The organism is Brachybacterium sp. UMB0905 (assembly GCF_002871795.1).
Classification (GTDB): Bacteria; Actinomycetota; Actinomycetes; order Actinomycetales; family Dermabacteraceae; genus Brachybacterium.
Genome location: NZ_PNHL01000004.1, coordinates 186,307 through 208,020, shown reverse-complemented (window position 1 = coordinate 208,020; position 21,714 = coordinate 186,307). Strand labels below are relative to the sequence as shown.

The 21,714-nt window shown below is 68.4% G+C and carries 18 protein-coding genes, 1 pseudogene and 1 CRISPR repeat array (1 of these 20 only partly in view); of the genes and pseudogenes, 6 read left to right on the top strand and 13 right to left on the bottom strand.

Going from position 1 to position 21,714, the window contains the following annotated elements; genetic code table 11:
* Window positions 1-29: 29 nt before the first annotated feature.
* The 3 genes from CJ197_RS05410 to CJ197_RS05400 all read right to left on the bottom strand — a co-directional run bounded on the left by CJ197_RS05410 (window position 30) and on the right by CJ197_RS05400 (window position 4,179).
* Window positions 30-2,132: a PhoX family phosphatase gene (locus CJ197_RS05410; protein ID WP_102235719.1), complete on the bottom strand. Its 2,103-nt coding sequence runs from the start codon at window positions 2,130-2,132 to the stop codon at window positions 30-32.
* 141 nt (window positions 2,133-2,273) lie between these two features.
* Window positions 2,274-3,815, bottom strand: a complete 1,542-nt coding sequence (locus CJ197_RS05405; RefSeq protein WP_102235718.1) for an LssY C-terminal domain-containing protein — start codon at window positions 3,813-3,815, stop codon at window positions 2,274-2,276.
* A gap of 106 nt (window positions 3,816-3,921) precedes the next feature.
* On the bottom strand, window positions 3,922-4,179 hold the full coding sequence (locus CJ197_RS05400; protein WP_146007708.1) for a hypothetical protein: 258 nt from the start codon (window positions 4,177-4,179) through the stop codon (window positions 3,922-3,924).
* Window positions 4,180-4,286: 107 nt separating this feature from the next.
* Between CJ197_RS05400 and CJ197_RS05395 the strand changes: the two genes are divergently transcribed.
* Together CJ197_RS05395 and CJ197_RS05390 are read left to right on the top strand one after the other, a co-directional pair.
* Complete coding sequence (locus CJ197_RS05395) at window positions 4,287-5,126, top strand: aldo/keto reductase (protein WP_102235716.1); 840 nt, start codon at window positions 4,287-4,289, stop codon at window positions 5,124-5,126.
* 279 nt (window positions 5,127-5,405) lie between these two features.
* Window positions 5,406-6,383, top strand: coding sequence for an endonuclease domain-containing protein (locus tag CJ197_RS05390; protein WP_146007707.1), 978 nt, complete (start codon window positions 5,406-5,408; stop codon window positions 6,381-6,383).
* A gap of 268 nt (window positions 6,384-6,651) precedes the next feature.
* Here CJ197_RS05390 and CJ197_RS05385 read toward each other — a convergent pair.
* Window positions 6,652-6,867 (bottom strand): annotated as a pseudogene (locus tag CJ197_RS05385) (iron ABC transporter ATP-binding protein); the annotation flags it as partial.
* On the opposite strand from CJ197_RS05385, the gene CJ197_RS15530 reads away from it, so the two are divergent.
* Complete coding sequence (locus CJ197_RS15530) at window positions 6,805-7,104, top strand: thiamine phosphate synthase (RefSeq protein WP_369801488.1); 300 nt, start codon at window positions 6,805-6,807, stop codon at window positions 7,102-7,104. The pseudogene CJ197_RS05385 and the gene CJ197_RS15530 overlap by 63 nt on opposite strands.
* On the opposite strand, the gene CJ197_RS05375 is transcribed toward CJ197_RS15530, so the two are convergent.
* The 7 genes from CJ197_RS05375 to CJ197_RS05350 all read right to left on the bottom strand — a co-directional run bounded on the left by CJ197_RS05375 (window position 7,010) and on the right by CJ197_RS05350 (window position 14,811).
* Entirely contained in the window at window positions 7,010-7,825 is an 816-nt protein-coding gene (locus CJ197_RS05375) for a hypothetical protein (protein WP_102235714.1), read from the bottom strand. The two genes, CJ197_RS15530 and CJ197_RS05375, sit on opposite strands and share 95 nt — an antisense overlap.
* Window positions 7,826-8,429: 604 nt before the next feature.
* On the bottom strand, window positions 8,430-9,614 hold the full coding sequence (locus CJ197_RS14855) for a hypothetical protein (protein ID WP_146007706.1): 1,185 nt from the start codon (window positions 9,612-9,614) through the stop codon (window positions 8,430-8,432).
* Between the two features lie 186 nt (window positions 9,615-9,800).
* Complete coding sequence (locus CJ197_RS15335) at window positions 9,801-10,436, bottom strand: DDE-type integrase/transposase/recombinase (protein ID WP_199173879.1); 636 nt, start codon at window positions 10,434-10,436, stop codon at window positions 9,801-9,803.
* A 198-nt stretch (window positions 10,437-10,634) separates the two neighbouring features.
* On the bottom strand, window positions 10,635-11,399 hold the full coding sequence (locus tag CJ197_RS05365) for an ABC transporter ATP-binding protein (RefSeq protein ID WP_102235713.1): 765 nt from the start codon (window positions 11,397-11,399) through the stop codon (window positions 10,635-10,637).
* Window positions 11,396-12,634, bottom strand: coding sequence for an iron chelate uptake ABC transporter family permease subunit (locus CJ197_RS05360; protein ID WP_102235712.1), 1,239 nt, complete (start codon window positions 12,632-12,634; stop codon window positions 11,396-11,398). The genes CJ197_RS05365 and CJ197_RS05360 overlap by 4 nt, the downstream gene beginning before the upstream one ends.
* A complete protein-coding gene (locus CJ197_RS05355; protein ID WP_102235711.1) occupies window positions 12,627-13,667 on the bottom strand; it encodes an ABC transporter permease in 1,041 nt (346 codons plus the stop codon). The genes CJ197_RS05360 and CJ197_RS05355 overlap by 8 nt, the downstream gene beginning before the upstream one ends.
* Before the next feature lie 115 nt (window positions 13,668-13,782).
* A complete protein-coding gene (locus CJ197_RS05350; protein WP_102235710.1) occupies window positions 13,783-14,811 on the bottom strand; it encodes a siderophore ABC transporter substrate-binding protein in 1,029 nt (342 codons plus the stop codon).
* Between the two features lie 207 nt (window positions 14,812-15,018).
* On the opposite strand from CJ197_RS05350, the gene CJ197_RS05345 reads away from it, so the two are divergent.
* Window positions 15,019-16,032 carry a hypothetical protein gene (locus CJ197_RS05345; protein ID WP_102235709.1) on the top strand — a complete coding sequence of 338 codons (1,014 nt, stop codon included), beginning with the start codon at window positions 15,019-15,021 and terminating at the stop codon, window positions 16,030-16,032.
* Window positions 16,033-16,201: 169 nt separating this feature from the next.
* Here the strand turns inward: CJ197_RS05345 and CJ197_RS05340 are convergent, their stop codons facing one another.
* Both CJ197_RS05340 and CJ197_RS05335 read right to left on the bottom strand, forming a co-directional pair.
* Entirely contained in the window at window positions 16,202-16,654 is a 453-nt protein-coding gene (locus tag CJ197_RS05340; protein ID WP_102235708.1) for a DoxX family membrane protein, read from the bottom strand.
* A 59-nt stretch (window positions 16,655-16,713) separates the two neighbouring features.
* Window positions 16,714-17,478, bottom strand: a complete 765-nt coding sequence (locus CJ197_RS05335) for a methyltransferase domain-containing protein (RefSeq protein WP_233190654.1) — start codon at window positions 17,476-17,478, stop codon at window positions 16,714-16,716.
* A gap of 411 nt (window positions 17,479-17,889) precedes the next feature.
* Here CJ197_RS05335 and CJ197_RS05330 point away from each other — a divergent pair, with 411 nt between their 5' ends.
* Together CJ197_RS05330 and CJ197_RS05325 are read left to right on the top strand one after the other, a co-directional pair.
* Complete coding sequence (locus CJ197_RS05330; protein ID WP_102235706.1) at window positions 17,890-19,377, top strand: cytosine permease; 1,488 nt, start codon at window positions 17,890-17,892, stop codon at window positions 19,375-19,377.
* 1 nt (window position 19,378) lies between these two features.
* Window positions 19,379-20,143: a cysteine hydrolase family protein gene (locus CJ197_RS05325; protein ID WP_102235705.1), complete on the top strand. Its 765-nt coding sequence runs from the start codon at window positions 19,379-19,381 to the stop codon at window positions 20,141-20,143.
* A gap of 207 nt (window positions 20,144-20,350) precedes the next feature.
* A CRISPR array of direct repeats spans window positions 20,351-21,714; the repeat unit is 36 nt; unit sequence GCCTCTACGAAGTCGGCCCCGAGAAGGGGCCGAGAC (it continues 1,459 nt past the right edge of the window).

Sequence of the window (21,714 nt, the reverse complement as noted above, 5' to 3'; positions counted from 1 at the left end):
CGGTTCGCGTCGTCGGTGCGCGGCGGTGATCAGCCCTTCGCTGGCAGCACCTGCACCACGGTGGGCTTCGGGCCGCGGCCGTCGTAGTCCGGGAAGTACGAGCGCTGAGCGCCCCATTCGCCGTCCTCACCCGGGTGCTGCACGGACACGAAGGCGGAGCGGTCCTCGTCGCGGATGATCGGGCCGCAGGTCTCGCCGTCGCGCGGGACCGAGAGGAACTGCTCCACGCGTCCGCGTGCCTCACCGTTCAGGGTCACGCGGAACAGGCCGTCGTTGAAGCCGATGCCGGAAGGCTGGCCGTCGGTGGAGATCCACAGGTTGCCCACCGCGTCGAAGGCCAGGTTGTCCGGGCAGGAGATCGGGGAGACCTTCTCGGCGGGGAAACCGCCGAAGTAGGTGACATCGCCCTGGGCGGGGTCACCGCACACCAGCAGCAGGCTCCAGGCGAAGGTCGTGGAGGTCTGGTCGCCCTGCTCGTCGATCTCCACGACGTGGCCGTCGCGGTTCTCGGTGCGGGGGTTGGCCTCATCGGCCCCGGCCTTCCCGTCCGTGCCGCGGTCGGAGTTGTTGGTGCAGGCCACGTAGACGCGGCGGGTATGCAGGGACGGCTCCACGTCCTCGCAGCGGTCCATCTTGGTGGGGCCGACGGCGTCGGCCGCGAGCCGCGTGTGCACGAGCACCTCCTCGACGGTGAAGCCGGGGACGGCCGATTCGCCGTCCAGCACGAGCGGCAGCCACTCGCCGGTGCCGTCGAACTCGCCATCGGACGGCAGCTCACCGGAGCCGTCGATCTCCGCGGCCGGGGAGTCGCCGGTGAAGCGCGCGACGTACAGGTCGCCGTTCTCCAGCAGCGTCATGTTGTGCTCGCGGTCGCCCTCGATGTAGCAGTCGCGGGAGACGAACTTGTACAGGTAGTCGAACTTCTCATCGTCCCCGGAGTAGGTGACTACACGGCCGTCCTCGGCGACGATGACGTTGGCGCCCTCATGCTTGAAGCGGCCCAGGGAGGTGTGCTTCTTCGGGGTCGACGTCGGATCCCACGGGTCCACCTCGACGATGTAGCCGAAACGGTTGGGCTCGTTCTCGTAACCCTCGGTGCGGGCGTCGAAGCGCTCCTCGACGTTCTCCCAGCCGCGGGCGGTGGCGCGGTCCGCCAGGCCGTAGCGCTGCTCGGCCTCGCTGGTGCCGGCGGAGCGGAAGTAGCTGTGGAAGTTCTCCTCGCCGGACAGCAGCGTGCCCCACGGGGTGAGGCCGCCGGCGCAGTTGCCCAGCGTCCCCTGGACGGTGCGGCCCTCGGGGTCATCGACGGTCTTCAGCAGGTCACTGCCGGCGGCGGGACCGGTCAGGGCGTAGTCGTCATCGAGGTGGATGCGGCGGTTCAGCTCGGCGCCGCGCACGTAGCGGTAGGGGAAGTTCTTGTTCTTGCGCTCGAGCTCCACAACGGACAGGCCATGGGCGGCCATACCGATCATGGTCGCGTCCTCGGCGTCGGTAGTGGGCGGCAGCATGATCGGCTCGTTCGTGTACTCGTGGTTCACGAACATCACGGCGCGCTTGCCGTGCGAACCCGGGATCTCCTGGATCTCGGTGTAGTCGTTGTTGTAGCCGAACTGGAGGCGCTGCGCCTCGGCGCTCTGAGCGTCCCAGTCGAACTCGGGGGCGTCATCGAACAGCGGATCGCCCCAGCGGATGATCGGGTGCCAGGCGAAGCCCTCGGGGACGGTGAACTCATCAACCTCGGCGTCCACCGGGGAGATCGCCTCGAAGCGCAGCTTGGTGCCGTTCGGGGCCAGGGCGCCGGACTTCCCCTTGCCCTTCCCCTTCCCGTGGCCCTTGCCCTTGCCGTTGCCGTGCCCCTTGCCCTTGCCGTTGCCGTGGCCCTTGCCCTTGCCGTTGCCGTCGGCGAGGGCGCCCTGGGTGCCACCGAGCGCGATCGCCAGCGCCGCGGTGGAACCGCCGAGCACGCCGCGCCGGGTCAGGGCAGCGGAGGCGATGTCACGGAAGGTCTCGTTGTCGCTGTGGTTACAGGGGCCGAACGCACACTGGCTGGCGCACTTGAGCGCGCAGGTCACGGCCGAGCGCTTGCCTCGCACGGAGTCCTTCATCAGCAGGGGCAGATCGATCAGAGCCATGGGAGAGGGGTCCTTCGCAGTCGATTCGCCACGCCGCGAGGCGGGCACGAGCCCCAGCACACTGCGCCCGCGCGGTGACAGGGTTCCCACCGGAGAGGGAACAGCGCATGAACACCACCGCCAGGAACCGTGGAGCGCAGGTCAAGGAACCGTCGGCCCCGTGTCCGCGTCCGTGCGCTGGCGACGATCCAGGCGCTGGGTCTGGACCCACTGCCGGGAGGCGTCGGAGCTGATCGCCATCACGCCCAGGGCCGATGCCCCCGCGCCCACCAGCAGCGAATGCGCCACATCCCCGCTCATCGAGGATGCGAGCGCAAGCCGCGCGAAGGCGTCGACGGTGAACAGGGCCATCAGGCTGATGCGGGACCAGCGGCTGCGGCGCAGCACCCCGATGAACAGCAGCACCAGCACCGCCGCGAAACCCGTGGCGAGCGGCAACTGCTCGGGCTCCGGCAGTGCGAGCCCCAGGTCCGGAGCCCAGCGGGTGAGATCCGTGCCGGAAAGCACCGCGAACCACTGGGCAGCCACGAGGATCGCCTGCGTGAGGGCGAGCGCGCCGGTCAGCAGCACCGTCGCCGGCGGCAGATGGTGATCCGAGGCCCGCGCGATCGCCTCCTGCACATCGTCGATCGTGTCCTGCCACTGCGTGTGCAGGTCATCGCTGCCGCTGGGCTGTCGGCGCGCCACCGCCCACGCCGACTGCCCCGCCGCTCGCGCCCGGGCCTTCATCACCGAGGTGCCGGTGGGCCGATGCCGCGAGAGCATCATGGCGCTGGCCCCATCGGACCGCGACGCCGCGCCGGTCACGTCGATCACCGGCAGATCCCCGTCGGTGCGGAAGCGGTCCCCCTGCCCGTTGCGGTCGTGGTACGAGGTGGAGAACTCCTTGATGACCTCGACATCCACCGCCGGGTCGGCGAAGCGCACCGTGTCCACCAGGTAGTCGCGTTCCACGTCGATGTTCTCGTCGATGCGATGGGTGAACTGGAAGGTGAAGAAGGAGAAGCCGACGGCACGGTCGTAGGTGCCGGCCGCGACCCAGTCGGTGCGGTGGCCGCCCGGCAGCACGAAATCCGGCGGCATCCGCCAGAAGCGCACGTGGTGGCGCTTGGCGGTGGTGCCGCCCACTTCCTGCTGGTACGTGAAGTCGTGGCGTCGGCCCATCAGGTAGAGGTCCGAGACGGGGGCCGAGGGATACGAGCGGCCCCGCAGGGTGGCGCGCACCATCCCCCAGGCGGAGGCGAGGGTGCGCTCCTCCGCGAGCACCCACCCGGCGCGGCGCAGCGCCACGTGTAGGTCCCGCTCGGGGCCGTCCAGCGCGATGTTGATGGGGTCCGAGAGCATCCCCTCCGACGTGCGGGTACGGCCGAAGAAATAGTCCGGCAGGTAGATGCGGGTCATCACCTGGTGCAGGCGCGGCAACGTGATGTAGGTCAGCAGCAGCCAGAACCCCAGCAGGTACAGCAGGCGGATGGGCGTGAGGGAGAAGCCCTCCACCAGGTAGATCAACGCCAGCCACGCCGAGACCACCACGCCCGCGGCGATGAAGCCGTTGTCCAGCAGGGTGTAGATCTCGAGGCGGCGCCGGTTGTGGTTGTGTCCGGCGTCGTGGTCGTAGGCCGGGGGCTCAGCAGCGATCGGGCGGTCCAGCGGCACCCGGGAGGCGGAGCGGCGAGGGGTCATCGGGCGCGTCGCGGGGTGCGGGGGCAGCGGGGGTGCGCGCCGGCGCGGGGACGATGGGGGCGCGCGGCGGGGCGGGCACACCGCATCTGGTCCGTCTCCGCCAAGGTCATGGGGCCATCGTAAGCTCCGCGCGGCGCACCGCGAGCGCACCGACCAGACCGGCGAGGAGGAACATTCCCGCGCCGACCATGGACAGGCGTGCGGCATCGGTGAACACGGCTCCCAGCTGGGCGATGACCGTATCTGGAGCACCCTCGGCATACAGGGCTGGGATGATCGACCCGGCGGAGTCGGTGAGGGCCTGCCAGCGGCGGGGGTCTGGGGCGGTGGTCATCCCGCGGCGCGCGGGGCTCATGCTCTTCATGCCCAGAGCGTTATGACAAGGTGTCAGAACCGACCATCACCGATAAGGACGATCCGGCAGGACGCCGGGTTTTCAGCGTGTCGGAGGGCGGGCATAGGGTGGAGCCCATGACTGAGATCCCCACCATCCGCTTCTCCGACGGACACTCCATCCCCCAGCTCGGCTACGGCGTCTGGCAGGTCGAGGACGAGGTCGCGGCCGACGTGGTCGAGAAGGCCATCGCCGCCGGCTTCCGCCACATCGACACCGCCGCCATCTACGGCAATGAGGAAGGCACCGGCCGGGCGATCGCCGCCTCCGGGGTGCCGCGCGAGGACCTGTTCATCACCACCAAGCTGTGGAACGACTCCCACGACCGCGATGCGGCGCTCGCGGCGATCGACACCTCGCTGGGCAAGCTCGGCCTGGACTTCGTGGACCTCTACCTCGTCCACTGGGCGAAGCCCCTGCAGAACAAGTACGTCGAGGCGTGGAAGGCGCTGATCGAGATCCAGCAGGCCGGCAAGGCCCGCTCGATCGGCGTCTCAAACCACCCCGAGGAGCAGCTGCGGGAGATCATCGACGCCACCGGCGTCACCCCGGCCATCCACCAGATCGAGCTGCACCCCTACCACCAGCAGAAGGAGCTGCGCGCGATCCACGAGGAGCTCGGCATTGTCACCGAGGCGTACAGCCCGCTGGGCTCGACCGCCGGCGCCGAGCTCTCCGATCCGGTCATCACCGAGATCGCCGCCGCGCATGACGCCTCGTCGGCCCAGGTGATCATCGCCTGGCACCTCGCCCAGGGCATCGTGGTGATCCCGAAGTCGGTCACGGCCTCGCGGATCGTGGAGAACTTCGCTGCGGCCGATCTTATGCTCGCCGAGGACGAGGTCGAGGCGATCAATGCGCTGGACAAGGGCGTGGAGGGACGGATCGGGGCTGACCCGAAGACCATCACGTTCTGATCCCTGGGGCGTGGGGCGCCAGGGGCCGTGGCGCCTCCCGAACCGCACCGCCCGCCCCGCGCCCCCAGCGCCACACCACCCACCCCGCGCTACCGCCGCCCCCAGCACTACCAGCTGAGAAGCAACGGTTTCGACTCAGATTCGAGTCGGAACGGTTGCTTTGCGCCGCGGGCGCTGTCTGAACACCTCTCCTCCACATTGCCCCGTTGTCCACAACGGGGCTCGCGGGCGGGAATCGGCCCGGACTGCTCTCTAGGGTCAGGCACCATGCGCCCCGCGATGCTCCTGGCCCCTCACCCCTTCCGGGGCGGGCCTCTGCTGCACCGCGATCAGTGGCTCGCCCGGGGCGTGACCCGTCGGCGCCTCGCCTCGCCCGAGTTCACCACCCTCATCCCGGGGTGGTCAGCGTTGTCAAACGATCCGCCGTCGGTGGCCGCGGTGGCGCGGGCGGTGCTCGAGCGCCTGGCGCCGCATCGAGCCGCACTGTGCGGCCCCACCGCCGCCGAGCTGCTGGGCATCAGCCTGCCCCCACGACTGCGGACCGCCGCAACGGGGCGCATCCACGTGCTGTCGCTCTCGGCGAATCGGCTGATGAGCACGTCCTACCGCCGCATCCACCGCGATGGCCGCGGCGACCAGGTGCCCCGGATCCGCCTTGGAGATCTACTGCTCTCCCCGCCCGTGGAGGTGCTCTGTCAGCTCGCCGGGGACCTCACACACGCGGAGCTCGTGGCCGCCTGCGACGCGGTGCTCGATCACCAGCGGCTCCAGATCCCCGCCCCGTCACCGGCGGTCCTGCGCGATGAGCTGCTCCGCCTCACCCCGGACCCGGGGATCGCGGCGCGGGAGGACGCCCCCTCAGGGGCGCCGCGCCGCGCCCTGCCCGGGGTGCGCGCCATGCTGCGCGCTCTGAACGACGCACGCCCGAACGTCCTATCTCCCTGGGAGACGCACACCCGCCTGCTCCTGCTCAGGGCGGGGTTCCCTGAGCCGGTGCCGAACCTGCCGATCCGCGACCCCGTCACCGGGACGAGGCACATCCTGGATCTCGCCTACCCGGCGCTGAAGATCTGCATCGAGTACGACGGGGACTGGCATCGCACGGATCGGGCGAGGTTTCGGCGCGATCGCCTGAAGGATGCCGTGCTGCGTCGGCTGGGGTGGGAGGTCGTACGGATCACCGTCGAGCAGGCCGTGCGCCCGGAATCGTTCCTGGCCCACCTAAGGGCGGTCTGGTCGGCAATGGAGGCAGCGTGATCACGCGCCGGCGGTCCCGAGCAACCGGAGAGCGTGAACAGCGCGAGGAAGCTAAGCGCCACCGCCCACAGGCCCTTCCGAGCAACGGTTTCGACTCGAATCTGAGTCGGAACCGTTGCTTTATGCGTTGAGGGCGCGGGATGGCCCGGGCCCGGGGTGAAAGGGGCGCGGGAAGACCCGGGCCCGGGGTGGAAGGGGCGGGCCCGGGGCGCGGCGCCGACCTAGCCCGGGCCCGAGGCGCAGCCGACCCGCCCGCCCCGCCCCTACCTCAGTAGTACACCGCGAGCTTTCCCGTCGGACCGTCGATGACCTGCACGGGGGTGTCGAACACGTGGGTGAGCACCGCGGCGTCCATGATCTGCTCCACGGACCCGGACTGCACCACGTCCCCGTCCTTCATCGCGACGATCGCATCGGCGTAGTGGGCGGCGAAGTTGATGTCGTGCAGCACCACCACGATGGTGCGGCCCAGCTCACGGCCGGCGTCGCCTTCGACCTCGACTATCTCGGTGCCGGGCCGCTCCGCCTCACCCCCACGAAGGACTCCGGCCGGGAGCCGCTGGGCGTGGACGGCTACCCGACGCTGGTGCGGGCGACGATGCTGCCGGTCGTCGCGATCGGGGACGTCACCCCGGGGTGTCGGCGCGCTTCCCGGAGATCCAGTCGTCCCACGCCGCGCCGCTGCTCCCGCTCTCCTCGGGCTCGCCCACGGGTCCGATGAAGTGGGCGGCGGCCGCGAGCAGCACGATGCCGAGCGACATGACCGGTCCGGTCCAGACGCTCTCCCCGTCCAGGACCTGGAGCACGACGAGCCCGATCAGCGCCGGCAGCACGCCGGTCGGGGAAAGCGCCAGCACCGCGCCGAGGGCGAGCGCCGCAACGGCGCAGACCGGCAGGATCCACCACAGGTCGGCGAAGGCGTCGAGATCATCGGGCACCAGCAGCGGCGAGAGCGAGAAGAACAGTCCCGTCGCGAGACCGCCGCCGACGACCGCGCCGAGCAGCCGCAGCCCCTCGTACTGCGCCCACCTCCCCCCGTGGCCGGACCGCGCATGCGCCCATCCTGCACCGGCCCCCAGGAGCACGCACCCCGCTCCCAGGACGAACGCCGCACTCACCAGGAGGGAGTAGGTGCGATGCGCCTCCACGTCCAGCAGTTCCAGCCCCTGTGCGACGACGAGCTGGACGGCCCCGATCGCCGAGAGCACCGCACCCGAGGTGACCAGCGCCCCGACGTGGCGGTACGAGAGCGTGGTCATCGCTGCGACCGTGAGGACCACCCCGATGCCCCAAGGCTGCGGCGGCTCGAGCGGCGACTCGAGCTGCGACCCGGCCAGCATCCCCGTGAGGATGCCGCCGAGCGCCACGGCCACCAGTCCGGCCCCTGCCGAGCGCGCGACGTCTCCCGCGACGCGCTCCCCGGATCCATCTGCGTACGACATCCCTCTCCCCCTCGCTCATGGACTGTCCATGCAGGATAGGGAAAAGATCCGGACCATTCCAGACATCCGTGCACATCCACGGTCCGGGCGGCGGAGCCCTGCCCCGGCCGGAGCGCTGGCCGGGGCGGGGCAGGACCGCCCGGGCCTGGTCAGAGCCGGTTTCACCTCAGCAAGGACGGCGCGGTGGCGGAGCTGCTACGCACCGGAGTCCGGAGACTTTCGCAGACTCTCGCGCCCGCGCTTCCCCAATTGCGTCAAGCTGATAATCGAACCAATGCCTAGCATTACTGGGAACGTGTGATCACCAATCGGATGCCCGCCGTCTACGCGCACCAGTTCGATAACCCACAGGAAGAGGGCAGCAACAAGTGATCCAAGCAAACATAAACGCGCAACCCTAAAGGCGCCGGATATATCTTTCAGCCGTCCTAGAGCGATCAGCCCTACGCCGATAACTCGAAGACCGCCCTCCCAGAGCCCTGCTGGATCAACCCAGAACCATCCACTTAAAAGTACGACAGATAGGGCAAAAAAGAGGAATACACGCATATTGAAGACACTCCTGGAGCTCACGTCATCATAACATCGAACTCGTCAACCTGCCTCAGCACGTCTTCGACGCATACCGTTCACACTTGCTCTCCAGGCAGCAATCGCCGAACCACTCAACGCATGCTGCACACGCGACCAGCGCACAAGCGATACAGGGCTTAGGCCCCGCAAAACAGGTTGCCACACAGGCGTGACAGCACTTTCCGATACACTTGGCGTTATACTTCTTGCAGTTGCATCGATAGCATCGATTCTTATCCATACATTGAGATTGAGTGCACTTCGAAGCCATCGTTACTCGACCTTCTTTAGTGCCGATAGACGACACTTCTGAAAGTGCGGTTGGGGTGACCCCATCATCTAGCTTGTCGAACAGGCAGTGAAGAATTTCCGGGTCATCACCCTTGGTCTCGAGATAGAAGGCCCGCGCAGCTACATGCTCCTCATCATTAGCCGAGACATAGTGATGGACAACGACATACAGTTCACCGAAAATCGCGACCGCAGAAGTGCGCACGGCGCCGCTGGCCAGACTGAATCGATTTGCCTTATAAGATTTAGGTTGTTCACGCCTCAGCAAGCCAGCGTTTATCAGGACCTCCTTTCGTTCCTCAATGAGGCGCGATTCCGACAAGCTCAGGCATTCGTCGATTGCATCTCGCGCCTCAGCTTCCGACAATTCCGTCTTTGACTTGACGTCAGCATCCTGAAGCCACTTCGGGCCTTTGGCCATTGCGGGACTCCCGGCGAATGTCGCCATCGACACGACCCCAAGTCCAGCGATCGCTTTAAAAAACCCGCTTCTCGAAAGAAGGCGAGACCCTCCCCCGCTCTTCGCCTCACCGATGGCGCGAAGCATGCGGTACGACTTTCCAATGCCAAAGGCATTGAAGAGTTCAGCGCTCAGCTTCGCTCCCATATACGTCTTCTTCCCACCGCCCGCAAGCTCCTTGATTAGCACCGGCGCATTAGGGACGGGGGTATTTAGAGCCTTGTGCGCGTCACGTACATACGCGGACTGCAGAGGGACCACTCGAAGGTCGCCACCAGTCTGGTCCGACACCGCCCTCGCCGTGTCTTCACAAAATGCACAATACCCATCGTAAGCTAGAGTATATTTGACCGCCATTGCTCTCGCCCCCTTGGTAGCTCCTACTAAACCGCCCTCTTCTAGAACGGAACGCACAAACTTCCACCACGCGGCTTTGCAGATGTAGTTTGAACCATCGAGGAGCATGCGAATATTCTCGGGCTGTGGTGACTCGAACCTAGCAAGTCAGTCTTGCCGACACAAGGGGCCGCTTCAACTTCGTTCCAAAGTACTAGTCATAAAGAAGGGACTGCTGCGCGGATAGTTGGCAGTCGGGGTGTTAGGCCGTGAGTGTCACGGCGGGGTTCATGATGGTCTCGTATTCGATGGGGCTCAACCGGCCCAGACGGGCCTGCGGCGTCGCCGGCGGTAGGTCCGCTCGATCCAGGTGAAGATGGCGATGCAGAGCTCCTCCCGAGTGCGCCACCGCTGGCGGTCCAGGAGGTTCTTCTTCAGCAGGGCGAAGAACGATTCCATCGCGGTGTTGTCACCGGCGGCACCGACCTGGCCCATGGAGCCGATGAGGTGGTGCTGGTCCAGGGCGTGGGTGAATGACCGGGCTCGGAACTGGGACCCGCGGTCGGAGTGGACGATGCACCCGGCCACGTCCTCGCGTCGGGCAGCGGCGCTGTTCAGGGCGTTTACGGCCAGGCGGGCTTTCATCCGTGAGTCGATCGAGTAGCCCACGATCCGTCCGGAGAACGCGTCCTTGACCGCGCACAGGTAGAGCTTGCCCTCGTCAGTGGGATGCTCAGAGGGGGCACCACCCGCTGCGATGATGCGCGGAGCGCGCAGCGGGGGAATGTCGGTGAGCCACAGTTCGTTGACGTCATCGGCGGTGGAGTCCCGCTCGACGAGGTCGTCGTGGACCGCAGGCCCGGGGCGCTTGCCGTTCTTCCCCCGTTTGATGCCGGACATGGAGAACCACTGGTTGTCGTGGCAAATCCTCCACGCAGTGCGATCACACATCCCTCCCCAGCGCCAGCGGCCTCATCGTCCAGGAGGCGGGAGCCGAACTCAGGGTCATCCAGGTGAGCGTCATGCAGGGCGTTAGGGCGGTAGGCCTCGCGCAGCTCCGTGGGCGTCACGGGCTGGCGGAGCCACCGGTAGTACGGGGCTCTGAAGAGCTTCAGGACCCACAAATACACCGCACCCCCGCCCCCAGGCTCAGTAGTACACCGCGAGCTTTCCCGTCGGACCGTCGATGACCTGCACGGGGGTGTCGAACACGTGGGTGAGCACCGCGGCGTCCATGATCTGCTCCACGGACCCGGACTGCACCACGTCCCCGTCCTTCATCGCGACGATCGCATCGGCGTAGTGGGCGGCGAAGTTGATGTCGTGCAGCACCACCACGATGGTGCGGCCCAGCTCACGGGCGGCATCGCGCAGGCGCCCCATCATCTGCACGCTGTGGCGCATGTCGAGGTTGTTCAGCGGCTCGTCGAGCAGCACGTACTCGGTGTCCTGCGCCAGCACCATCGCCACGTACGCTCGCTGGCGCTGCCCGCCGGAGAGTTGGTCGAGGTACCGGTCCTCGAGGTCCCCGAGGTTCAGAAAGTCGATGGCCTCGGAGATCTTGTGCTCATCCAGCCGCGTGAGACGCCCCTTGGAGTACGGGAAGCGGCCGAAGCCCACGAGCTGCCGCACGGTGAGGCGCGTGATGAAGTGGTTCTCCTGCCGCAGCACCGAGAGGATCCGGGCGAGGTCCGCACTGGCGGTGGTGGACACGTCGTACCCGGCCACTTCGATGACGCCCTCGTCGATCCCGAGCAGACGCCCGATCATGGTCAGCAGAGTGGATTTCCCGGCGCCGTTGGGGCCCACCAGGGCGGTGACGCCGCCGGCGGGAATGTCCACGTTCACCGGGCCGATGGTGACGGTGCCGGTGTCGGAGGTGTAGGTCTTGCGCACCTGGTCGACGTGGATCACAGGCGTCCCTTCCTCATGACGACGGCGAGGAACACGCAGCCGCCCACGAACTCGATGATGATGGAGACCACGCCCTGCGCGTAGAACACGTGCTGCATGACGAAGTAGGCGCCGGCGAGGATGACGAATCCGGCCAGCGCCCCGACAGGCAGCAGCAGGCGGTGGTCGTGCGTGCCGGCGATCTGGTAGGTCAGCGTAGCCACCAGGAACCCGAAGAACGTCATCGGCCCCACGAGCGCGGTGGAGACGGCCATCAGCACCGAGACCAGCACGAGCATGTAGATCGTCTGGCGGCCGTGGTCCACGCCCACGTTGATGCACACATCCCGCCCTAGCGCGATGACGTTCAGCCGCCGGGCGTTCAGCCAGATCAGGGCGGTGGCGATGAGCACCAGCGGGATCGCGTAGGGGAGGTACTCGGAGCTCGCGTTGGTCACCGAGCCGAACAGGCGGGCGGCGAGGACGTCGAACTCGCTGGGGGTCAGCAGGCGCTGCATGAAGGTCGACACCGCCCCCATGCCGCCGCCGATGATGATGCCCACCAGCAGCATGACCTGGATGTTCGCATACTTGCCGCGCAGCAGCCAGCCGTACAGCAGCACGGAGAGCCCCACCATCGCCGCGACCTGCAGCAGGAACTGAGTGGTGCCCTGCAGCGCGACCACCCCGGCGACGCCGAGGAAGTACACCGCACCGGTCTGGATCACCCGGTACAGGGATTCGAAGCCCATGATCGAGGGGGTGATGATGCGGTTGGTGGTGACGGTCTGGAACGTGATCGTGGCGACCGCCTGACAGAGGGCCACCACCGCCATCACCACCAGCGAGGTCGCGCGCATCTCGGCGATCAGCCAGAAGCCACGGGTGCCGATGGGCATGGGGTTGTCCAGGGTGAGCATGCCGCCGGCGATCACGGCGGCGAGGATGATCAGGCCGATCAGGGCGATGCGGTAGCGGCGATGACCGCGGGGGTCGGGGAACGCGCCCGAGGAGGAGCGCACGGAGCGCGGGGCACCGATGATGTCGAGGTCGCCGACGAGGTCCCCTGGGGAAGTGCCGACGCCCGACGGTGCTTCATCGGGCACGGCGTCCAGGCGGCGCCCTGGAACGACGGCGGTGCTGCCGGGGCGGCGCGCCGGGATACGACGCGCTGGGGTGCCGCTCGCGCGAGTGCCGCCCGCGGAGGGCCGATGGTCCGCGGGCTCGCGCTGGGTTTCGGGGCTGCGCTCAGACATGTCGACGCTGCCTCACGAGCAGGGCGATGAACACGACCGCGCCGACGATTCCGAGGATCAGCGAGACCGGCACCTCGAACGGCATGATGATCGTGCGCCCGATCAGGTCGCAGATGGTGACGATCGCGATGCCGAGCAGGCACACCCACGGCAGGTTCGAGCGCAGGTCGTCGCCGCGGATGAGCGAGACGACGTTCGGGACGATCAGGCCCAGGAAGGGCAGGTTCCCCACCACCACGGTGACCACGCCGGTCGCGATCGCGACGAGCCCGGTGCCCAGCAGCAGCACCCGCTGGTAGTTCACGCCGACGTTGGTGGCGATGTCCTGGCCGAGGCCGATCACGGTGAGGCGGTCCGCGACCAGGAACACCGCGATCCCCACGATCAGCACGATCCACAGCACCTCGTAGCTGCCGCGCAGCACGGAGGTGAAGGAGCCGGCGAACCACACGCCGAGGTTCTGCAGCGCGTCGAACTGGAGGGCGACGAAGGTTGAGACGGAGCCGATGACCGCGCCGAGCATGATGCCGATGATCGGCACGATCAGGGAGCTGCGCAGCGTCACCTTCCGCAGGAACAGGAAGAACACCATCGTGCCGATGAAGGAGAAGACGATCGCGACGCTCATCTTCGCGAGCAGGCCAGCGCCGGGCACCAGCACCATCATCAGGATCAGCCCCAGCCCCGCCCACTCGGTGGTGCCCGTGGTGGTGGGCTCGACGAAGCGGTTCTGGGTCATCAGCTGCATGATCAGCCCGGACATCGACATCGCGGCGCCGGCGAGGACGAGCGCGATGGTGCGGGGGATGCGGGTGATCGCGAACATCTGGGCGCCGTCGTCGGCGCCGAAGATGTCGTAGGCACCGGTCAGCAGCGAGGCGAGCAGCAGCAGCGCGACCAGCACGATGCCGATCACGAGCTTGCCGTCGATCAGGCGGTCGCGCCGGCGGCGCGTCGGCGGATCGGCCGTCGGGGGCGCCGACGGAGCTGCCGGGGCGGGCTCCGAGGGCGTGGCGGGGACGGGGCGGGACATCAGAACTCCTGGGCGGGACCGGCGAGGAACGGGCGCCGGACGGTCACAGGCCGCACGGCGGGCGGGGCCCCGAGGGCCCTGCCCGCCGTGCGGCGGTCGACGTAGACGGACGTGATCAGGAGGCCTTGCCCTCGAGCGCGTCCGCGAACTGGTCGAAGAACTCGGTGTAGGTCTGGATCGACTCGTTGGTGTACGTGTCCGCGGGCATGTACACGATGTTGCCCTCCGCCACGGCGGTGACGCCAGCGAGCGCCTCGGAGGAGTCCAGCAGCTCGTTGGCGGGCTTGTACTCCGGGTCGTCGGCGGAGATTGCGGCGTCGCGGTCCATCACCAGGATCCAGTCGGGGTTCGAGTCGGCGATGGCCTCGACGGAGATGTCGTCGCCCTGGTGGTCGTCGCTCGCGCCCTCGACCTCGAGCGCGGGGACGAGCCCGAGCGCCTCGAAGGTCCAGCCCAGGGCGCGGCCCACGCCGGGGGCGATGTAGCCGATCTCGCCGCCGGAGGTGTTCACGGCCATGACGGTGGAGGAGCCGTCGTAGGCGCTCTTCACGCGCTCCATGGCGGCGTCCAGGTCGGTGCCAAGGGCCTCGGCCTCGGACTGCTTGTCGAAGATCTCGCCGAGCACGGCGACCTGGCGCTTGAGCTCGTCGGCGAAGGGCTGGTCCTCGCGCGGGTCGAGCTCGAGCACGACGGCGTCCGGCGCGTATTTCACGAAGTCGTCGTGGTACTGGGCGAAGCGCTGCCCGTTGATGATGAGGTCCGGCTCGGCGGCGACGACGGCTTCGAGGTTGGGCTCGCGGTGGTTGCCCAGGTCGATGATGGATTCGTCGCCCTTGAGGGGGTTCGTCGAGGGCATCAGGGCGCGCGCGGCAGCGCTGAGGGTGACGCCCCAGTCGGCGAGGGTCTCGAAGGTGCGGTTGTCGGTGGCGACGACGGACTGCGGCGGGACCGGGACCTTCTGGGTGCCGAGGTTGTCTTCGATCTCGACGGTTGTGGCGTCACTGCTGCCGTCACTGCTGCCGGAGCTGTCGGCGTCGGTGGAGTCGGGGGTGCCGCAGGCGGCGAGCGCGAGCCCGAGGGTGCCGGCGAGGCCGAGCGAGCCGAGGTGGCGGCGGGAGATCGCGGGGCGGGAGATCGAGGTCATGTGCGGACTTTCTGTGATGCGGGACCGGGCGGGGGCGCCCGGAGGGGAAGGACGTCGATGAGGTTAGCCTTACCTGACCGGTTTTCGCCACCCGGGAGTTGCGTAAATGTGGTGGGGTCGACAGGGGCGCCGTCGGCTTGCTGCCCGCTAGGGTGAGCCGTGGTCCGCGGGTGGGTCGCGGGCCGGACGATGCGGCGCGGAGGCACCATGAACAACAACGCCCAGAGCTCCGGGGGCGGACTGCCCGACTTCTCCGGCGGATCCCGCAGCGGCGGTAGCTCCTCGGGCCTGCCGGATTTCAGCGCCGGAGGCTCCTCCGGCGGGGGCGGCGAGGGCGGCGGCCAGAGCCCGTGGGACAGCCCGCCTCCGGCGGAGCGTCCGTCGACTCCGGGAGACCCCGATGGCGGCGGCCGGGGCAAGGGCCCGCTGCTCGCCGCGATCATCGGCGGCGGCGTGTTCCTCGTGATTCTGCTGGGCGTGGGGGCGCTCGTGCTGTGGCAGACCGTGCTCTCGGGCGGTTCGGCCGACCCCACCGCGAAGGACCCGACGTCCCAGGAGGAGCCGGCAGAGGATCCGGAGACCTCGAAGCACCCCGAGTACACGCCCACCGATGACCCGAGCGCCGAGCCGGAGTCCGGTGAGCAGACCCTGCTGGAGAAGCCCACCACGGACTGCACGCTGGTGGACAACGAGGTGACCACCGAGCAGGCCGAGGGGGTGCTGCGAGGCGGTGGCCTGGAGTTTCCCGTCCCGGAGGACTGGAACACCGGCACGAACTGGTACTCGCAGACCCCCTACGCCACCGACATGTCCTTCATCGACCAGCCCGTGGAGTCCGGCTGGTACACCGTGGTGGGTGTGGGCGCGGTGAGCTGGCCCGAGGAGGAGGGCGAGTACCCGGGGGCGCAGGAGGCGGCCCGCGCAATTTTCCAGTGCTCCCTGACCGCGGATGATGCCGAGGAGCTGTACGACAGCCCGGTGGACCTCTCGAACTATCGGGAAGAGCAGATCACGATCGACGGCATGGACGCGTGGCTGATCCAGGGCGATGCGGCGATCTCGGATACGGCGCTGCTGCACACGGTGAGCGCGTGGCGCAAGGTGACCATCGTCGTGGAGACCCCGGATGGCCCGGCGGTGTTCGACGGCGGCGCGGCCGTCGGGCATGACCAGCAGGTCGCGGACCTCCAGACGATGATCGACGAGCTCCACGCCATCTGACGCCCGCCACCACCTCTCCAGCGCCCCCCTCAGCCAAAACGGCTACGTTTTCGTGGAAATCCGGTCCGAATTTCCACGAAAACGTAGCCGTCTGCGCGAAGGAGAGGTGGGGCGCCCCCGGGGTTGAGGGTGCGCCCGTCTGCGCGAGGGAAAGGTGTGGCCGACGGGGTCAGGCGTCCTTGCGGCGGCGGGCGTCGGCGAGCTTCTGCAGCGCGGAGCGCTTATCGGACTGGTTCAGGACCAGCGCCGCAGCGATCGCGAGCATCCAGGAGTCCTTCGCCACGGACGTGCCGTCCTGCGTGGGGCGCACGCCGTCGGACTCGGTCATGCCGGGGGTGCGCAGGTACATCGAGACCATGGAGCCGGAGAATCCGGCGAGCGCAAGGCCGGCCACGCGGGTGGGAACGAAGGGCAGCAGCAGGGCCGCGCCCACTGCGATCTCGCCATAGCTGGGGAACTTCGCGAACTGCTCAGGGGTGAGATCACCCAGCGCCGGGACGCCGTTCTTCGCCATCTGCTGCAGGCCCGCGGCGGTCTCCGCATCCATGCCGAGCTTGCCAATGCCGGAGTTGAGGATGAAAGCGCCGGGGACGGCGCGCAGGATGGTGTTGGTCAGGCTCATGAGATCCTCCCGAGGTAGTTCAGCTTTCACCTAGATCGTAGGGGTGGGCCAACGACTGGCTAGTACCGGGCCAGGATCTCACCGTGCAGGAGCGAGAACCACCCATCGGACTCCTCAGACCAGGCGGTCCAGGCACAGGAAAGCTCTTCGAGCTGGGGCTGGTCCGTCAGGTCGAGTTCACGCAGTGTGGTGGCCAGCGGCGGGGCGAGCACGCGTCCCGCCCAGGCGCCACCCCAGGCGGCCCGCCCCTCGGCCGTGGCATACAGCGTGGTCGAGGAGCTCGGGGTGACCTCACCGAACCCTGCCTCCCGCGCCCAGGTGAGCAGGCGCCTGCCCGCATCGGGGGTGCCGCCGCCGGCCCGCGCAGCCTTGAGGTACAGCTCGCGCCAGCGGTCCAGGCCGGGGCTGTCGGGCCACCAGCGGAACCCCTCGTAATCGCTCTCGCGCACCGCGGCAAGCCCGCCGGGGTGCAGCACCCGTCGGATCTCCCGCAGCGCCTGCACCGGCTCCGGGATGTGCTGGAGGACCTGGTGGACATGGACCACATCGAGCGTAGCGTCCGCGAAGGGCAGAGCACGGGCGTCCCCCACCACGACGCGCGATCCGGCGACGCCCTGGCGGCCGAGTTCCGCGCGGGTGATCGCCGCAGCCTCCTCACTGACCTCGATCGCCGTGAGGTGCTCGGGGCCGACGATGCGTGCGAGATCCGCGGCGATGGTGCCGGCGCCGCTGCCCACATCCAGTAGCTCGAGGCCCGGGCGCAGGTGCGGCAGCAGATGCCCGGCAGAGTTCGCCGCTGTGCGCTCGCGGTGGCTGGTGAGCACTGGAGAGCTGTATCCGTGCAGGTAGCGCTAGGGCACGGGGGTGACGTCGGCGGGATCCATGGGCCGAGGCTACGAGCCCGGTCCGCACTGGACCAGCACAGACCACAGGCTGAACCGGACACTCCCCGTCGGCCCTCTCCCGGCGCCCATTTCTGCCAAGACGGCTACGTTGTCGTGGGAATCCGGCACTCATTCCCACAAAAACGTCGCCGTCTGCGCGGAGGAGAGGTGAGGACGCGTCTGCGCGGAGGAGAGGTGAGGGTGCTGCGCGGGGAGCTGGAGGTGCTGGGTGGCGAGGGCGACGCGCTGTGCGTCGGCCCTGGCCGCGCCGTGCGCTGGGTCGTGGGAGACTTCTGCCCATCCCTGCCCCCGCCCCGTCGGCCCGGCCGACCCGTTCCCTCTGGAGCGTCCATGTCATCCCCCTCCCCCACCACCGAGTCGCGCAGCAGCGGCGTCATCGAGCACACCGGCATCGAGGTGATCGCCGAATCGGAGCGCACAGCGCGTCCGCGCGATCTGTTCTGGCCGTGGTTCGCGGCGAACGTGTCCGTGTTCGGCATGAGCTACGGCTCCTTTGTGCTGGGCTTCGGGATCTCCTTCATCCAGGCCACGATCGTCGCGGCGATCGGCATCACGGTCTCGTTCCTCCTGTGCGGACTGATCGCGATTGCCGGCAAGCGCGGCAGCACGCCCACCATGGTGCTCTCGCGCGCAGCGTTCGGGGTGCATGGGCAGAAGGTGCCGGGCATCGTGTCGTGGCTGACCTCGATCGGCTGGGAGACGTTCCTGGCGATCATGGCGGTGCTGGCCACCGCCACCGTGTTCTCCGCGATGGGCCTGCCCAGCGGAACGCTGGTGCTGGTGGTGGCCACGGTGTTCGTGGCGGCGCTGATCGTCGCGGCGTCGGTCGCGGGCTATCACACGATCATGAAGATGCAGTCGATCCTCACCTGGGTCACGGGCCTGGTGACGATCCTGTACATCGTGCTGACCCTGCCGCACGTGGACTTGGACGCGGTGATGGCAATCCCGCACGGCTCGTCGCAGGCGGTGATCGGCGCACTGGTGATGGTGATGACCGGATTCGGGCTGGGCTGGATCAACATTGCGGCGGACTGGTCGCGGTACCAGAAGCGCACGGCGTCCGATGGCGCGATCGTCCTGTGGAACACGGTGGGCGGGGCGGTGGCCCCGGTGATCCTGGTGATCTTCGGTCTGCTGCTGGCCGGCTCGGATCCGGAGCTGATGGACGCGGTGGGCGCGGACCCGATCGGCGCGCTCGCGACGCTGCTGCCGATCTGGGTGCTGATCCCGTTCTGGCTGACGGCGCTGCTGGCGCTGGTCTCCGGCGCGGTGCTGGGCATCTACTCCTCGGGCCTGACCCTGCTGAGCCTGGGCATCGACATCCCGCGCCCGGCCGCCGCCGCGATCGACGGGATGATCCTCACGGCCGGCACGATCTTCGTGGTGTTCTTCTCCACCGACTTCCTGGGGCCGTTCCAGTCCTTCCTCATCACCCTGGGCGTGCCGCTCGCATCCTGGGCCGGAATCCTCATCGCCGACATCCTCACGCGCAAGCGCGACTATGACGAGGCGGCGCTGTTCGATGCCTCCGGCCGCTACGGCTCGGCGGACTGGACCTCGATCCTGACGATGGCGGTGGCCTCGGTGATCGGCTGGGGTCTGGTGGTCAACGGCTTCGCCGAGGAGGCGGCGTGGAACAACTGGCAGGGCTATCTGCTGGGGCCGCTCGGCGGCAAGGAGGGCGACTGGGCCTGGTCGAACCTGGGCGTGCTGGTGGCGCTGGTGCTGAGCTTCCTGGTCACCCTGGTGGCGCGGCGCGGCACGATCCGCCGGCAGGAGCAGGGGCAGTACGCAGCCACGGCGGAGGTGCGGTGACATGACGGCCGACGGGGCTGCGGACTCGGCGCACGTCGAGCTGATCGGGGCAGCGGAAGATCCCGGCTGGCTCGTCATTATCGACGCACAGCGGATCTTCGCCGATCCCGCCTCGGAGTGGGCCTCGCCGTTCTGGCCGGGCGCGTGGGCGCGGATCCGCGAGCTCGCCGACCAGTTCGGCCCCGAGCGCACGCTGCTAACCCGTTGGCTGCCCACCGCGGACCGGGACTCATCCTGGGGCGCGTACTTCGATGAGTGGCCCTTCGCCGATGTGCCCGCCGATGACCCGCTGTACGAGCTGGTGGACGGGGCGCGGGAACTCAGCGTCCACCCCACGATCGACGAGCCGACCTTCGGCAAGTGGGGCCCGCAACTGGAGGCCGCGCTGGGTGATGACCAGCGGATCACCGTCGTCGGCGTCTCCACGGACTGCTGCGTCATCTCCACCGTGCTGCCTGCCGCGGACGCCGGGGCCTGGGTGTGCGTCGACGAAGCCGGGTGTGCGGCCTCGAGCGCTGAGAACGGGGAGGCGGCGCTCGCGGTGATGCGGCTGTTCCCGCCGCAGGTGAGCGTGGGGCAGGGCGCGGCGGAGGAACAGATCCGTCGGCATTATGAGGAGTGCCGCAGCGACGGAGCCGGCGCGCTCGAGGCGCTGCATGCCACCGCGATCCACCTCGAACTCAGCCTTGAGGACTGCGCCACTGTGCTGGGCATGAGCGGAGAGGTGCGCCGGGCGGGAGGGAGTTGGAGGATCCCACCGGCGTGAGGAGCTGGGCCTCAGCGGACGGGCCAGGGCCTTGGGGCACATGCTGCGGACGCTTCGCGCACTGCCTCCACCACTTACCCCGGCGTAGTGCGGGTCTCAGGCCGCATAGCGGACTCGCACCCGCGGTACTCCGAGGTAAGTAGCGGGGGAAGCCGGGCAAGCAAGCGGGCCTAGGTGCTCCGGATCGGCGATCCGCAACCGCGTTTTGCCTCTACGAAGTCAGCCCCGAGAAGGGGCCGAGACGGGGCAGGCGCAGATCCTTGGCGAGAGTGCCGCCGCCGCCTCTACGAAGTCGGCCCCGAGAGGGGGCCGAGACCGCAGTCAGGCGACTCGTAGATGCCGCTACCGGGGCCTCTACGAAGTCGGCCCCGAGAAGGGGCCGAGACGCCGCACATCGCGTCCAGGGCAACCAGGATCCGAACCAGCCTCTACGAAGTCGGCCCCGAGAAGGAGCCGAGACTGCCATCGCCATGCGGTTAGCGCTGCTCACGAAGGTGGCCTCTACGAAGCCGGCCCCGAGAAGGAGCCGAGACGGCAGGCTCGGTGCTTGGCTCGCGTCGGCGCGCGCCTCTACGAAGTCGGCCCCGAGAAGGAGCCGAGACCGGACTCCGGCACCATCCATATCTCACCGATCCGGCCTCTACGAAGTCGGCTCCGAGAAGGAGCCGAGACCGAGGGGCGTACCGGACCCGTGCCCCGAGCTTCACGCCTCTACGAAGTCGGCCCCGAGAAGGAGCCGAGACTACGCCGCCGCAACCTCAGTCGCATTCATCCGCAGGCCTCTACGAAGTCGGCCCCGAGAAGGGGCCGAGACCCCGGCTCGAAGCGCTCCACGACGCGAGTGTTCAGGCCTCTACGAAGTCGGCCCCGAGAAGGGGCCGAGACCGAGGTTGTCCAGCGCCGCCTCCATCTCGCTAGGGCCTCTACGAAGTCGGCCCCGAGAAGGGGCCGAGACGGGAGCACGCGAACTCGCCACGCCCAGCGGGGCAGCCTCTACGAAGTCGGCCCCGAGAAGGGGCCGAGACCCTTCGTTTGTTCGTTCCTGCCTGACATGGACTAGCCTCTACGAAGTCGGCCCCGAGAAGGGGCCGAGACGTCGCTGTCGCGCTTGGTGGAGCGCCCGTAGGTCGCGCCTCTACGAAGTCGGCCCCGAGAAGGGGCCGAGACTGTCATCACCGCGATTGTCGCTCCCGCCCTCGGCGAGCCTCTACGAAGTCGGCCCCGAGAAGGGGCCGAGACTGCCGCGATCATCGCGGCGTCGCGTGACGGCGATCTTGCCTCTACGAAGTCGGCCCCGAGAAGGGGCCGAGACCTCAGCCGTCGCCTTCCAAAACTGTGCAGACCAGGCCTCTACGAAGTCGGCCCCGAGAAGGGGCCGAGACCAAACAGGACAGGGGGTGCCCATGGTCAGGGCGCTGGCCTCTACGAAGTCGGCCCCGAGAAGGGGCCGAGACTGGCGCGGAACATGTATCTCGACCGGGATCCCGGGCCTCTACGAAGTCGGCCCCGAGAAGGGGCCGAGACCTCGGAGCCCTGCCAGACGACCAGGGCGCCGGGGCGCCTCTACGAAG

What these genes read in the sequence shown, in the direction of transcription:
- CJ197_RS05410 (WP_102235719.1), bottom strand. Translation starts at nt 2,132, where the DNA reads ATGGCTCTGATCGATCTGCCCCTGCTGATGAAGGACTCCGTGCGAGGC.
- CJ197_RS05345 (WP_102235709.1), top strand. Translation starts at nt 15,019, where the DNA reads ATGAACAACAACGCCCAGAGCTCCGGGGGCGGACTGCCCGACTTCTCC.
- CJ197_RS05390 (WP_146007707.1), top strand. Translation starts at nt 5,406, where the DNA reads ATGCTCCTGGCCCCTCACCCCTTCCGGGGCGGGCCTCTGCTGCACCGC.
- CJ197_RS05375 (WP_102235714.1), bottom strand. Translation starts at nt 7,825, where the DNA reads ATGTCGTACGCAGATGGATCCGGGGAGCGCGTCGCGGGAGACGTCGCG.
- CJ197_RS15335 (WP_199173879.1), bottom strand. Translation starts at nt 10,436, where the DNA reads ATGTGTGATCGCACTGCGTGGAGGATTTGCCACGACAACCAGTGGTTC.
- CJ197_RS05330 (WP_102235706.1), top strand. Translation starts at nt 17,890, where the DNA reads ATGTCATCCCCCTCCCCCACCACCGAGTCGCGCAGCAGCGGCGTCATC.
- CJ197_RS05405 (WP_102235718.1), bottom strand. Translation starts at nt 3,815, where the DNA reads ATGACCCCTCGCCGCTCCGCCTCCCGGGTGCCGCTGGACCGCCCGATC.
- CJ197_RS05360 (WP_102235712.1), bottom strand. Translation starts at nt 12,634, where the DNA reads ATGTCTGAGCGCAGCCCCGAAACCCAGCGCGAGCCCGCGGACCATCGG.
- CJ197_RS14855 (WP_146007706.1), bottom strand. Translation starts at nt 9,614, where the DNA reads ATGCTCCTCGATGGTTCAAACTACATCTGCAAAGCCGCGTGGTGGAAG.
- CJ197_RS05395 (WP_102235716.1), top strand. Translation starts at nt 4,287, where the DNA reads ATGACTGAGATCCCCACCATCCGCTTCTCCGACGGACACTCCATCCCC.
- CJ197_RS05400 (WP_146007708.1), bottom strand. Translation starts at nt 4,179, where the DNA reads ATGAAGAGCATGAGCCCCGCGCGCCGCGGGATGACCACCGCCCCAGAC.
- CJ197_RS05340 (WP_102235708.1), bottom strand. Translation starts at nt 16,654, where the DNA reads ATGAGCCTGACCAACACCATCCTGCGCGCCGTCCCCGGCGCTTTCATC.
- CJ197_RS05325 (WP_102235705.1), top strand. Translation starts at nt 19,379, where the DNA reads ATGACGGCCGACGGGGCTGCGGACTCGGCGCACGTCGAGCTGATCGGG.
- CJ197_RS05350 (WP_102235710.1), bottom strand. Translation starts at nt 14,811, where the DNA reads ATGACCTCGATCTCCCGCCCCGCGATCTCCCGCCGCCACCTCGGCTCG.
- CJ197_RS05355 (WP_102235711.1), bottom strand. Translation starts at nt 13,667, where the DNA reads ATGTCCCGCCCCGTCCCCGCCACGCCCTCGGAGCCCGCCCCGGCAGCT.